This window comes from Hydrogenophaga sp. (assembly GCF_051007235.1).
Taxonomy (GTDB): domain Bacteria; phylum Pseudomonadota; class Gammaproteobacteria; order Burkholderiales; family Burkholderiaceae_C; genus Hydrogenophaga.
Genome location: NZ_JBPCSJ010000427.1, coordinates 1 through 12050 on the forward strand (window position 1 = coordinate 1; position 12050 = coordinate 12050).

The 12050-nt window shown below is 68.7% G+C and carries 13 protein-coding genes; all 13 read left to right on the forward strand.

The window, feature by feature from the left end:
* The first annotated feature begins 140 nt into the window (after positions 1 to 140).
* The 13 genes from ACR2JA_RS15245 (at position 141) to ACR2JA_RS15305 (ending at position 11909) form a co-directional block, all read left to right on the forward strand.
* Entirely contained in the window at positions 141 to 1139 is a 999-nt protein-coding gene (locus tag ACR2JA_RS15245) for an ABC transporter substrate-binding protein (RefSeq protein WP_434009928.1), read from the forward strand.
* 34 nt (positions 1140 to 1173) lie between these two features.
* Positions 1174 to 1944: an ABC transporter permease gene (locus ACR2JA_RS15250; RefSeq protein ID WP_434009929.1), complete on the forward strand. Its 771-nt coding sequence runs from the start codon at positions 1174 to 1176 to the stop codon at positions 1942 to 1944.
* 63 nt (positions 1945 to 2007) lie between these two features.
* Complete coding sequence (locus tag ACR2JA_RS15255) at positions 2008 to 2721, forward strand: SDR family oxidoreductase (protein WP_434009930.1); 714 nt, start codon at positions 2008 to 2010, stop codon at positions 2719 to 2721.
* 161 nt (positions 2722 to 2882) lie between these two features.
* On the forward strand, positions 2883 to 3380 hold the full coding sequence (locus ACR2JA_RS15260; protein WP_434009940.1) for a cupin domain-containing protein: 498 nt from the start codon (positions 2883 to 2885) through the stop codon (positions 3378 to 3380).
* 144 nt (positions 3381 to 3524) lie between these two features.
* Positions 3525 to 4370 carry an alpha/beta fold hydrolase gene (locus tag ACR2JA_RS15265; protein ID WP_434009931.1) on the forward strand — a complete coding sequence of 282 codons (846 nt, stop codon included), beginning with the start codon at positions 3525 to 3527 and terminating at the stop codon, positions 4368 to 4370.
* 5 nt (positions 4371 to 4375) lie between these two features.
* Positions 4376 to 5236 (forward strand): IclR family transcriptional regulator, encoded by an 861-nt coding sequence (locus ACR2JA_RS15270; RefSeq protein WP_434009932.1) that lies wholly within the window; start codon positions 4376 to 4378, stop codon positions 5234 to 5236.
* Positions 5233 to 6891, forward strand: a complete 1659-nt coding sequence (locus tag ACR2JA_RS15275) for a thiamine pyrophosphate-binding protein (protein WP_434009933.1) — start codon at positions 5233 to 5235, stop codon at positions 6889 to 6891. The genes ACR2JA_RS15270 and ACR2JA_RS15275 overlap by 4 nt, the downstream gene beginning before the upstream one ends.
* Before the next feature lie 23 nt (positions 6892 to 6914).
* Complete coding sequence (locus tag ACR2JA_RS15280) at positions 6915 to 7703, forward strand: aspartate dehydrogenase (RefSeq protein WP_434009934.1); 789 nt, start codon at positions 6915 to 6917, stop codon at positions 7701 to 7703.
* 7 nt (positions 7704 to 7710) lie between these two features.
* Positions 7711 to 9183, forward strand: coding sequence for an aldehyde dehydrogenase (locus ACR2JA_RS15285; RefSeq protein ID WP_434009935.1), 1473 nt, complete (start codon positions 7711 to 7713; stop codon positions 9181 to 9183).
* An 8-nt stretch (positions 9184 to 9191) separates the two neighbouring features.
* A complete protein-coding gene (locus ACR2JA_RS15290; protein ID WP_434009936.1) occupies positions 9192 to 9524 on the forward strand; it encodes a hypothetical protein in 333 nt (110 codons plus the stop codon).
* A 2-nt stretch (positions 9525 to 9526) separates the two neighbouring features.
* On the forward strand, positions 9527 to 9967 hold the full coding sequence (locus ACR2JA_RS15295; RefSeq protein WP_434009937.1) for a RidA family protein: 441 nt from the start codon (positions 9527 to 9529) through the stop codon (positions 9965 to 9967).
* Positions 9968 to 10747: an SDR family oxidoreductase gene (locus ACR2JA_RS15300; protein WP_434009938.1), complete on the forward strand. Its 780-nt coding sequence runs from the start codon at positions 9968 to 9970 to the stop codon at positions 10745 to 10747.
* 19 nt (positions 10748 to 10766) lie between these two features.
* A complete protein-coding gene (locus ACR2JA_RS15305; protein ID WP_434009939.1) occupies positions 10767 to 11909 on the forward strand; it encodes an FAD-dependent monooxygenase in 1143 nt (380 codons plus the stop codon).
* Positions 11910 to 12050 lie beyond the last annotated feature (141 nt).

Below are 12050 nucleotides of genomic sequence, written 5' to 3' on the forward strand. Positions count from 1 at the left end.
ATGCAGCGCCGCAAGCACCACGAAGTCGGCGACTACGTCGCGCGCCTGATGGATCTTCTGAAGCTCGACGCCAACGCCGACGTTCACTGACCGCGCCCAGCCCCTTCCCAACGCTTCCCCACACACCTCCGGAGACGATCATGAAGCTTTCGCAAACCCTCGCCGGCACACGCCGCACCTGCCTGGCCCTGCTGGCCGCCACCGCCCTGGCTGCCCCCCTGGCGGCGCAGGCGCAACTGCGCGAAGTGACCTACCTGCTGCCCGCGCCCGGCACGCTGCCGGCCTTTGGCCCGTGGATGCTGGCGCAGGCCAAGGGCTACTACGAGCAGGAAGGCCTGAAGGTGAACTTCGTCACCGCGCGCGGCGGCGTGGACGTCGCCAAGCAGATCGGCGCCGGCAACGCGGTGATCGGTGGCGCCATCGGCGACACGCCCATCATCGCCCGCGCCCAGGGCATCCCGGTCAAGGCAGTGGCTGTGCTGGGTTCGGGTTCGCTGACCCAGCTGGTCAGCCACAAGGATGAGCGCATCGAAAGCCCCCGCGAACTCAAGGGCAAGACGGTCACCGTGCTGGCCTACACCGACACCACGTACTACGCGCTGCTGGGCATGCTCAGCAAGGTGGGCCTGACCAAGAATGACGTGAACATCCAGGCCGCCGGCCCGGCCGGCGTGTGGCAGCAGTTCGCCGCCAAGAAGGCCAGCGCGATGGCCGGTGTACCGGACTGGACGGTAAGCGCGATGGACGCCGGCGCCCAGGTGGACATCCTGCCGGCCGACATCTATTTCAAGAGCATGGCGCAGGCCATCCTGACCTCGGACGAGGTGATCCAGAAAGACCCGCAACTGATCCAGAAGCTGGTGCGCGCCACGCTCAAGGGCATGAAAGACATCATGGCGGACCCCAAGGCCGCGACCGCTGCCTACGTCAACCACGTGACGGTGCACAAGGGCAAGGAAGCCAGCATCCAGAAGGCTTTCGAGCTGTTCAACAAGTACGTCTACGCCGGCCAGAAGGTGCCCGGCACCATGGACGAAGCCCGACTGGCCGAACTGCAGAAGTTCTATGTGACCAACGGTGTGGTGCCCAAGGAGACGCCGCTCAAGGACCTCTACACCAACCAGTTCGTGAGCAAGTGAATGCCCACGCTGCGTGACGAGACGGAGTCCTGACGTGCACAAAGAGAAACTGGTCACCGCCACCTGGAGCTTCGGCGTTCTGGTGGTCTTCCTGATCCTGTGGGAGTATGGCCCCGGCCTGGTCGGCATGCCCGAGTTCGTGCTGCCCCCGCTGTCAGCCGTCCTGGCCGAGGGCGCCCGCATCTGGGAGGCCGAGCGCCTGCTCTGGCACGCCGGCATCACGGCTGCCGAAGTGGTGATCGGCTTCGTGCTCGGGTCTCTGCTGGGTGCGCTGATCGGCTATGCGCTGGGCGTCTCGCCGCGCGTGGAAGCCGTGCTCTCGCCCTACCTGCTGGCGCTGCAGATCGCGCCCAAGGTGGCGTTTGCACCGCTGTTCGTGATGTGGCTGGGCTACACCATGTACCCCAAGATCCTGGTGGCCGTTTTGATCGTGTTCTTCCCGGTGCTGATCAACGTGCTGTCGGCCATGCGCGCCATGGACGGCGATCTGACCAACCTCGCGCGCTCGTTCTCGGCCACTCGCTTCCAGATCTTTCGCATGGTCGAGTTCCCGACCACCTTGCCACCACTCTTTTCGGGTCTGCGCATCGCCAGCACGCTGGCGGTGATCGGCGTGGTGGTGGGCGAACTGGTCGGCGGCAACATGGGTCTGGGCTACCTGCTCACTTTCTTCGAAGGCCAGGGCAACACGGCTGGCGTGTTCGTGGTCATCGGTGCGCTCACCGTGATCGGCATCGTCGCCTACTACGCGGTGGTGATCGCTGAAAAGCGCGTGCTGCACTACCTGCCCTCTGCCCAACGCTGAACCGGACATGTGCCCCCACGCTCACCACTTCGTGTCTTCGCTGCCCTTGGCGGGAGACCAGCCATGACCACCGAAATCCAGTTGCAGGGCCGGCGCGTGCTGGTCACAGGCTCGGCCCGCGGGCTGGGCGAGAGCTTTGCCCGCGCCCTGGTGTCCGCCGGCGCGCGCGTGGTCATCAGCGATGTGCTGCACGAGCGCGGCCAGGCCCTGGCCGCCGAACTGGGTACCGCCGCCCACTACGTGCCCATGGACCTGATGGACCCGGCCGCCATCCGCGACGGCGTGGCCGCGGCCGCCGCCGCACTGGGCGGGCTGGACGGGCTGATCAACAACGCGGCCATCACCAACTCGGGCGGCAAAGGCTTGGACGAGCTGACCGTGGACACCTGGGACCGCGTGATGGACGTGAACGTGCGGGGCACCTGGCTGGTGACCGCGGCCGCCCGCCCGCACCTGGCCGCCAGCGGCAGCGGGCGCGTGGTGAACATCGCGTCCGACACCGCGCTCTGGGGTGCGCCGCGGCTGCTGGCCTATGTGGCCAGCAAGGGCGCGGTGGTGTCGATGACCCGCTCGCTGGCGCGCGAACTGGGGGCCGACGGCACCACCGTCAACGCCATCGCCCCGGGCCTGACGCTGGTGGAAGCGACCGAGTACATCCCGCAGGCCCGCCACGACCACTACCTGCAGGGACGCGCCATCCAGCGCCCACAGATCCCCGACGACGTCAACGCCGCCGCGCTCTTCCTGCTGACGCGGGGAGCCGGCTTCATCACCTGACAGTTTCTGACCGTCAACGGCGGCTTCGTCATGAACTGAAAAGGAAACACACCATGAACGCACAGATCACCCACCAGACCCTGGCCGCCAACGAGCCCCAGTTCAACGAACGCGGCCTGATGGACCCCAACATCCCGCCCGAGGCCGAGATCCAGGCCGGCATGCTGCAGCAGCCCGGCCAGAGCTTTGCCGAGTGGATGGAGACGCGCGTGGCGCGCAAGTCCACCCGCCGCTACGACTGGGACGCGCTGAAGTTCCAGGCCGATTTCGACCCCAAGTACCGCCGCGCCCAGATGCGCTACGTGGGGACCGGCGGCACCGGCGTGGCCAAGGACAGCAACACCGTGCCTTCGGGCCACTTCACCTTCTCGACCATGGTGGTCCCGGCCGGCAACATTGGCCCCTCGCACATCCACTACGACGTGGAAGATATCTTCTTCGTCATGCGCGGCGCCATGAAGGTCGTCTGCGAGAAGGACGGTCAGCGCTGGGAGACGGTGGTCGGCGAGCGCGACCTCATTTCCGTGCCGCCCGGCGTGTACCGCGAGGAACACAACATCGGCGACGAAGACGCACTGATGTGCGTGATGCTGGGTTCGCCCCGCCCGATCACGCCGACCTACCCGCCCGATTCGCCGCTGGCCAAGATCAAGCGGTGAGCTCCCCCTGCGCCGCTGCGCGGCTCCCCCCTTCTGTGGCGCGCCTTCGGCGCTTCGAGGGGTGACGGAACCTGCGGCCCGGCCAAGCCGGTTCCGCGATCCCCCTGGTTCAAGCCCTTCTCTCGTTGCACACCCTCTTTTCACATGACCCCTTCCGACCTCCTGTTGCAGCACCCGATCCGGCTCGCCGAGCTGGGAGAGGGCGTGCGCGTGGCGTACCGCGAGGCCGGCAAGGCCACGGCGGTCACGCACGTGCTGCTGCACGGCATCGGCTCGGCCTCGGGCAGCTGGGCGTTCCAGCTGGCGGCCGCGCGGGCGAACCCAGCCGTGCGCGTGCTGGCCTGGGACGCGCCGGGCTACGGCGAGAGCACGCCGCTGGTGCCGGAAGCCCCGGACGCCACCGACTACGCCACCCGCCTGTGGGCCTGGCTGGATGCGCTGGGTGTGCGCGCCCCGGTCACGCTGTTGGGCCATTCACTGGGTGCGCTGATGGTGGCGCGCGCCGCACGGCTACAGCCGGTCCGCGTACAGCGGCTGGTGCTGCTGGCGCCGGCCCGGGGATATGGTCGGGCCCCGACCGCCGAACGCGAACAGAAGCTGGGCGATCGGCTGGCGCTGCTCACCAAGCTCGGCCCGCAAGGCATGGCCCAGGCGCGCGGCGCGGCCATGCTATCGCCCGCGGCGCCACCGGCCCTGGTGGACGCCGTGCGCGAGACCATGGCGCGCATCCACGTGGGTGGCTACACCCAGGCCGCACACCTGCTGGACCAGGGCGACCTGCTGGCCGACCTGCAGCAGGTGGCGTGTCCGGTGCGCGTGGCCAGCGGCAGTGCCGACACCATCACACCGGCGGCGGCCTGCGAGGCGGTGGCCCGCAGCGTCGGGCAAGATCGGCAGGACCTGGGACCGGTCGGCCACGCCTGCCCGCTCGAAGCAGCGGATGCCGTCAACGCACTGACGGGGCTGGTTCCCTCCCCCTCCGCCGAGTGAACACCATGACCGACAAGACCATTCCCGCTGCCGCCTCTTCATCCCCTGTGTCCGCCGACGACCGATACACCGTGCCGGCCTTGCAGCGCGGCCTGCAGTTGATGATGCAGTTCAGCCGCGACGACCGCGAACTCAGCGGCGCCGAACTCTCGCGCCGGCTCGACCTGCCGCGCGCGTCGGTGTTCCGCATGCTCTACACGCTGGAGCAGGGTGGCTTTGTCGAAAGCGTGGGCGACAGCGGCAACTACAAGCTGGGCCTGGCCGTGCTGCGCCTGGGCTTCGAATACCTGGCCTCGATGGAGCTGACCGAACATGGCCGCCCGGTGATCGAGGACCTGCGCGACCGCTGCGGCTACTCGGCCCACCTGGTGGTGCGCGACGGACGCGACGTCGTGTTCATCGCCAAAGCGGCTAGCCGCAACGCCATGTTCCATTCCATTCAGGTCGGCGCCCGCCTGCCGGCACACGCCACGGTGCTGGGCCGCATCCTGCTGGCCAACCTCGACCGCGTCGCCCTCCGTCAGCTCTACCCGGACGACCCGCTGCCGGCCTACACCTCGCGCACCCCGACCACGCTGGACCAGTTGGTGGCGCTGATCGGCCAGCACCGTGCCGAAGGCCACGGCGTGAGCCAGGGCGGTTTTGAGACCGGTATTTCCACCATTGGCGCGCCGGTGTTCAGCGACCGCGGCGAAGTGGTCGCGGCGCTGAGCATCACCGTTCCCGCCCAGCGCGTGAACGACACCGAACTGCCCGGCCTGGTCGAACAGGTCCAGGGTGCCGCCCGACAGCTCACCGAACGCATCAGCCACCTGCCCAACCGCGGTGCCTGGTCATCCAAACCCACCGAACCAAGAGCCGCATGAGCACGCAACCCACCCGCATCACCGTTGGCGAACTGGCCACCCGCTTCCTCGAAGCCTGTGGCGTGCAGGCCGCCTTCGGCGTGATCTCGATCCACAACATGCCCATCCTGGACGCCTTCCACCGGCGCCAGAAGATCCGCTTCGTGTCTGCACGCGGCGAGGCTGGCGCCTGCAACATGGCCGACGCCTACGCCCGTGTCAGCGGCACCCTGGGCGTGTGCGTGACCAGCACGGGCACCGGCTGCGGCAACGCAGCGGGCGCGCTGGTGGAGGCGATCACCGCGGGCACGCCCCTGTTGCACCTGACGGGGCAGATCGAGTCGCCCTTCCTGGACCGCGACCTGGGCTTCATCCACGAACACCCGGCGCAACTGGCCATGCTCCAGTCGGTGGGCAAGGATGCGTTTCGTATCCGCAACCCCGAGACCGCCCTGGCCACGCTGCGCGAGGCGGTGCGCATCGCGCAGACGCCGCCCTGCGGCCCGGTGAGCGTGGAGATCCCGATCGACGTGCAGAAGATGCTGGTGGACCTGCCGGCCGACATCGCGCCCGTGGCCGTGCCACCGGTGCAACCCAACGCAGCGCTGGTCGATGCGCTGGCCGAGCGCCTGTTCAAGGCCCGGCGCCCGCTGCTCTGGCTGGGTGGCGGCGCACGCGGTGCCAGCGCGGCCGCGCGGCGGCTGGCCGACATGGGCTTCGCCATCGTCACCTCGGTGCAGGGGCGTGGCACCGTGCCTGAAGACCATCCCAACACCCTGGGCAGCTACAACCTGCAAAAGCCGGTCGAGCAGTTCTACGAAACGCTGGACGCGATGCTGGTGGTGGGCTCGCGCCTGCGCAGCAACGAAACCCTGACCTACCAGCTGCACCTGCCGGCCACGCGTTACCGCATCGACGCCAACCCCCTGGTCGAGAACCGCGCTTACACCAGCGAACTGTTCGTGCAGGGCGACGCGCAGCTCACGCTGGACGCGCTGGCCGACCGGCTGGAAGGCCGGATGCAGATCGACCCGCAGCTCACGCGCGACGTGCAGCAGGCGCGCGGCGCCGCGGTGGCGCTGATCGACGGCGCACTCGGCCCCTACGTGAAACTCAAGAACGCGGTCGGCGAAGTGGCGGGCAAGGCCATCTGGTGGGTGCGCGACATCACCCTGTCCAACACCATGTGGGGCAACCGCGAACCCGCGCTGGACCACCCGCGCGCTGGCGTGCATGCCCTGGGTGGTGGCATCGGCCAGGGCCTGGCCATGGGCATCGGCGCCGCGGTGGCCGACGCGCAGCACGGCCTGGGCCGCAAGACCCTGGCGCTGTGCGGCGACGGCGGCTTCATGCTCAACGTGGGCGAACTGGCCTGCGCCGCGCAGGAGCGCGCCAACGTGCTGTTCATCGTCATGAACGACCAGCGCTACGGCGTGATCCGCAACATCCAGGACGACATTTACGGCAGCCGCCACTGCTACGTGGACCTGCACACGCCCGACTTCGCGCAGTTCTGCGCCTCCATGCGCGTGCCGCACTGGCGCCTGAGCAATCCGGCCGCCACCGCCGCCACCCTGCGCGAAGCCATCGCCGTGCAAGGACCGGCCGTGCTGGAGGTGGACATGGACGCCTGGGGGCCGTTCGCCGCCAAGTTCGCCGGCCCGCCCAAGAAGTGACGCGCACGCAGGAGCCCCAGCACATGCAGAACGTCACTCTGATTGGTTTCGGTGCCATCGGTCGCACCCTGTTCGCGCGCATGGCCGGCCATGCCGGCGTGCGCATCACCCACGTCGTGGTGCCCGACGCGCACCGCGCCGAAGCGGAGCAGCACCTGCAAGGCGCGGCCCAGGTGGTCAGAGCCGTGCCACCCGACACCGACCTGGTGTTGGAGTGCGCCGGCCACGCGGCCCTGACCGACCACGTGCTGCCGGCCCTGAACCGGGGCGTCGAATGCGCGGTGCTATCAGTGGGTGCACTGTCCGAACCCGGCCTGCCCGAGGCGCTGGCCGACGCGGCCGCGCGCGGTGGCACCCAGGTGCACCTGCTGTCGGGTGCCATCGGCGGGGTGGACGCCATCGCGTCCGCCCGCATCGCCGGGCTGGACAGCGTGACCTACACCGGCCGCAAGCCGCCCACCGGCTGGCGCGGCACGCCGGCCGAACAGGTGGCCGATCTGGACCGCATCACCGAACCGACCGTGATCCTGGAAGGCACAGCGCGCGACGCCGCCCGCCTCTACCCCAAGAACGCCAACGTGGCGGCCACCGTGTCGCTCGCCGGGATGGGCCTGGACGCCACCCGCGTGCGCCTGATCGCCGACCCCACCGTGACCGAAAACATCCACGAGATCGACGTGCGCGGAGCCTTCGGCGAGATGCAGATCACCATGCGCGGCAAACCCCTGCCCGACAACCCCAAGACCTCGGCCCTGACCGTGCTGTCGGCCCTGCGCTTCCTGCAGAACCGCGGCGCCGCCGTGACCATCTGAGCCCGCCATGACCGCACACCTGCAGAGCTTCATCGGCGGCCGCTGGCGCGACGCCTCCGGCCCCGAATACACCACCGAATACCCGCACGACGGCAGCACCGTGGCCCACCTGCACGCGGCCACCGCCGCCGATGTGGACGAGGCCGTGCAGGCAGCCGAACGCGCGCGGCTGCAGCCCGCCTGGGCCGGCCTCAAACACCACGAACGCGCCGGCATCCTGTACCGCGTGGCGCAGGGCATCCGCGAGCGCGCCGAAGAGCTGGCGCAACTGCAGCGGCTGGACAACGGCAAGCCCATCAAGGAATGCCGCGCCCTGGTGGCCAGCGCGGCCGGCACCTTCCAGTTCTTCGGTGCCGCGGCCGAGACCTGGGAAGACACCATCACCCCCGCGCGCGGCGACTACCTGAGCATGAGCGTGCACGAGCCGCTAGGTGTGGTAGGTGCCATCACCCCGTGGAACAGCCCCATCGCCAGCGAGGCGCAGAAGCTCGCGCCCGCCCTGGCGGCCGGTTGCGCCGTGGTGTTCAAGCCGGCCGAGATCACGCCGCGCATGGCCATCGAGCTGGCCAAGATCTGCCAGCAGGCCGGCGTGCCCGACGGCATCGTCAGCGTGCTGCCGGGCAAGGGCAGCGTGGTCGGCGACGCGCTGGTCAAGCACCCGCTGATCAAACGCATCGCCTTCACCGGCGGCACCACCGTGGGCCTGGGCATCCAGCGCCTGGCGGCGGAAAAGCTCATGCCCACCTCGCTGGAGCTGGGCGGCAAGTCGCCCACCATCGTCATGCCCGACGCCGACCTGGACCATGCTGTGGCCGGCGTGCTCTACGGCATCTTCAGCAGCTCGGGCGAATCGTGCATCGCCGGTTCGCGCGCCTTCGTGCACGCCAGCCTGTACGACGAGTTCAAGCGCCGCCTGCTCGACGGCGTGAAGAAGCTGCGCGTGGGCGACCCGGCGCGCGAAGACACGCAGATGGGCCCGCTGGTCAACATGGGGCACCGCTCCAGCATCGAACGTTACGTGCAATTGGGCCGCGACGAAGGCGGCACCGTGCTGTGCGGCGGCGAGAGGCCCAGCGGCGGCTTCTACGACGCCGGCAGCTACTACCTGCCCACCATCTTTGAAGGCCTGCCCAACAGCGCGCGCATGTGCCAGGACGAGATCTTCGGCCCGGTGCTGGCCCTGCTGCCCTGGCAGGACGAGGCCGGCCTGATTGCCCAGTGCAACGACAACATGTTCGGCCTGGCCTCGGGCATCTGGACGCGCGACTTCAAGAACGCCTGGCGCATCGGCCGCGCGCTGCAGACCGGCACGGTCTGGGTCAACACCTACAAGCTGTTCTCGATCAGCACGCCCTTCAGCGGCGTGAAGATGAGCGGCTACGGCCAGGAGAAGGGCCGCCTGGGCATCTTGGAATACACCAGCCAGAAGAGCTTCTACATCGGCCTGAACGAACAGCCCATGCCCTGGGCCAACAGCTGAGGGCGGATATGAACGCGAACAACACCTCGCCTCATCTGCTGCTGACCATCGTGCTCAAGCACCACGCAGGCCTGACGCTGGACGACGTGCAGGCGCGCCTGAAGGCGAGCGGCTGGTGGGACCGTTTTCCGGTCGAAGGGACGCGCGTAGTGTCCTGGACCGTGGCCATGGGCCTGGGCCAGATCGTCACGCTGGAAGTGCCGCCCGACCGGCTGGGCGCGGTCAATGTGGAACTGGAGCGGTCGGCCTGGGGCGTCTTCCAGACCGAGGTCTACGCCACCTACGACTTCGTGCCGGTGCGCGAACGCATCATCGAGCGCGTGCGCGCGGGCGGGCAGTGAGCATGGACGCACCGCAGCGCGTGACCTGCCCCGAGGTGCCCGACCGGCCCGGCGCCAGCTGGACCAACGCCTGGCGCCTGGGACACGAGGTGGTCATGTCCGGCATGACCGGTCACCCCACCACCCAGCAAGCCGCCGCGCAGGGCCAACCGCTGGGCGCCTACGAGCAGACCCTGGTGGTGCTGCGCAAACTGGAAGCGCTGGTGCGCGCCGCCGGCGGCCACAAACACAACATCGTCAAGACGGTGGTCTACGTCACCGACATCGCCGACAAGGACGCTGTCGGCCGTGCCCGCCACGACTTTTTCGAAGGCACCTACCCCAGCTCCACCCTGGTCGCTGTCAGCGCACTGGTGTTTCCCGAACTCACGGTCGAGATCGACGCCTGGGCGCGTCTGGACGTGGACCTGCGGGCGGCGGCTTCTTTGCAAAGCGAGGCTTGAATGGATCTGGGACTGACGGGCAAGAAGGCCCTGGTGTGCGGCGCGAGCGCCGGTCTGGGCTTTGCCTGCGCACATGCTCTTGTGCAGGAAGGGGTGGACGTGGTCATCGTCGCCCGCACCGAGGGACCTCTGCGCGAAGCCGCCGGGCGGCTCCAGACGCTGGGGGCGGGCCGTGCCGAGTGGGTGGCCGCCGATGTGACCACCGCCGAAGGGCGCGCGCGCATCTTCGCGGCACACCCGGACTTCGACATCGTGGTCACCAACGCGGGCGGCCCGCCGCCGGGCGATTTCCGCCAATGGGACACCGCCGCCTGGCACCGCGCGATCGACGCCAACATGCTTGCGCCCATCGAGCTCATCAAGACCACGGTGGATGGCATGATGGCACGCGGCTGGGGCCGCATCGTCAACCTCACTTCCAGCGCGGTGAAGTCGCCGGTGGACGGGCTGGGCCTGTCCATCGGGGCGCGCAGCGGCCTGACCGGTTTCGTCGCCGGCCTGGCGCGCAGCACCGTGGCGCGCGGCGTGACCATCAACAACCTGCTGCCTGGCACCTTCGACACGGCACGCCTGGCCGGCAATTTCGAGGCGCAGTCCAGGCGCGAAGGCCGCAGTGTGGACGAGGTGCGCAGCGCGCGCCTGGCCAAGCACCCGGCGCATCGCTTCGGCGAACCCGACGAACTCGGCCGCACCTGCGCCTTTCTCTGCAGCGCCCACGCGGGCTACATCAACGGCCAGAACATCCTGCTCGACGGCGGGTCGTTCCCCGGGGTTTTCTGACTTGCATACGGAGACACACATGACAAGTGCATTGAAGATCGGCATCGCCGGCGGTGGCGTGGGTGGCCTGGCGGCGGCGATCGCCCTCAAGGCCCAGGGCCACGACGTGACGGTGTTCGAGCAGGCCAAAGGCTTCTCACGCGTGGGCGCCGACATCAACCTCACGCCCAACGTGGTGCGCGCCATCGACGGGCTGGGCGCCGGGGCCTCCGTGCGCCGGCTTGGCGCGCGCCCCACCTTCCGCATCAGCCGCGACTGGGACACCGGGCAGGAAACCTCGCGCCTGGGCATGGGCGACGTGGCCGAGCAGCAATACGGGGCGCCGCAGATCACCATCCACCGCGCTGACATCCTTGCCGCGCTGGCCGAGCAGTTCCCGATCGAACAGATCCGCTTTGCTCAGCGCATCCGCAGCCTGACGCAGGACGACAAAGGCGTGCAGCTGGCATTTGAAGACGGCCACCAAGAGACCTTCGACGTGGTGATCGGCGCCGATGGCATCCATTCGCGCGTGCGCACCGCGCTGTTCGGCGAAGAGTCGCCGCGCTTCACCGGCGTGGTCTCGTTCCGTTCCGTGGTGCCCACCGAGCGCGTGAAGCACGTACCCGAGATCGAAGCCTTCACCAAATGGTGGGGGCCGAACCCGCAAAGCCAGATCGTCACCTTCCCGCTCAACCAAGGCCGGGAAACCTTCATCTTCGCCACCACCGGGCAGGACAGCTGGACCGAAGAGTCCTGGACCAGTGAGGGCGACGTGAACGAACTGCGCAGCTTTTACAAAGACTTCCACCCCGACGCCTGCGCCCTGCTGGACGCCTGCGACACCACGCTCAAGAGCGCGCTGTACGAACGCGAACCGCTGCCGCAATGGTCGGTGGGCACGGTCACCCTGCTGGGCGACGCCTGCCACCCCATGTTGCCCTTTATGGCGCAGGGCGCGGGCATGGCCATTGAAGACGCGGTGGTGCTGGGCCGTTGTCTGGCGGGAGTGACCACACGCGCCGACGCCGAACGGGCGCTCAAGACCTACGAGAGTGCGCGCCGGGAACGCACGGCGCAGATCCAGATCGGATCGCGTGGCAACCAGTGGATGAAGACCCAGGGCAATGCCGACTGGGTGTACGGCTACGACGCCTGGCGCGTCGAGCTGCCCCGCGCCTGACCAACCACACACCAAAAAGCACAGCACAGCAACCATCTTGATGAACCCGTTACTGAACCGCAGTGAAGTCGTTGCGCCAAGGCGACTTGGAGCGGGCGATGGCGTTGAGGATGACCAGCAGCTTGTGCATGCAGGCCACCA

Coding starts and splice junctions, on each gene's coding strand:
- ACR2JA_RS15270 (WP_434009932.1), top strand. CDS start 4,376: ATGACCGACAAGACCATTCCCGCTGCCGCCTCTTCATCCCCTGTGTCC.
- ACR2JA_RS15275 (WP_434009933.1), top strand. CDS start 5,233: ATGAGCACGCAACCCACCCGCATCACCGTTGGCGAACTGGCCACCCGC.
- ACR2JA_RS15280 (WP_434009934.1), top strand. CDS start 6,915: ATGCAGAACGTCACTCTGATTGGTTTCGGTGCCATCGGTCGCACCCTG.
- ACR2JA_RS15265 (WP_434009931.1), top strand. CDS start 3,525: ATGACCCCTTCCGACCTCCTGTTGCAGCACCCGATCCGGCTCGCCGAG.
- ACR2JA_RS15300 (WP_434009938.1), top strand. CDS start 9,968: ATGGATCTGGGACTGACGGGCAAGAAGGCCCTGGTGTGCGGCGCGAGC.
- ACR2JA_RS15305 (WP_434009939.1), top strand. CDS start 10,767: ATGACAAGTGCATTGAAGATCGGCATCGCCGGCGGTGGCGTGGGTGGC.
- ACR2JA_RS15260 (WP_434009940.1), top strand. CDS start 2,883: ATGCTGCAGCAGCCCGGCCAGAGCTTTGCCGAGTGGATGGAGACGCGC.
- ACR2JA_RS15255 (WP_434009930.1), top strand. CDS start 2,008: ATGACCACCGAAATCCAGTTGCAGGGCCGGCGCGTGCTGGTCACAGGC.
- ACR2JA_RS15245 (WP_434009928.1), top strand. CDS start 141: ATGAAGCTTTCGCAAACCCTCGCCGGCACACGCCGCACCTGCCTGGCC.
- ACR2JA_RS15295 (WP_434009937.1), top strand. CDS start 9,527: ATGGACGCACCGCAGCGCGTGACCTGCCCCGAGGTGCCCGACCGGCCC.
- ACR2JA_RS15290 (WP_434009936.1), top strand. CDS start 9,192: ATGAACGCGAACAACACCTCGCCTCATCTGCTGCTGACCATCGTGCTC.
- ACR2JA_RS15285 (WP_434009935.1), top strand. CDS start 7,711: ATGACCGCACACCTGCAGAGCTTCATCGGCGGCCGCTGGCGCGACGCC.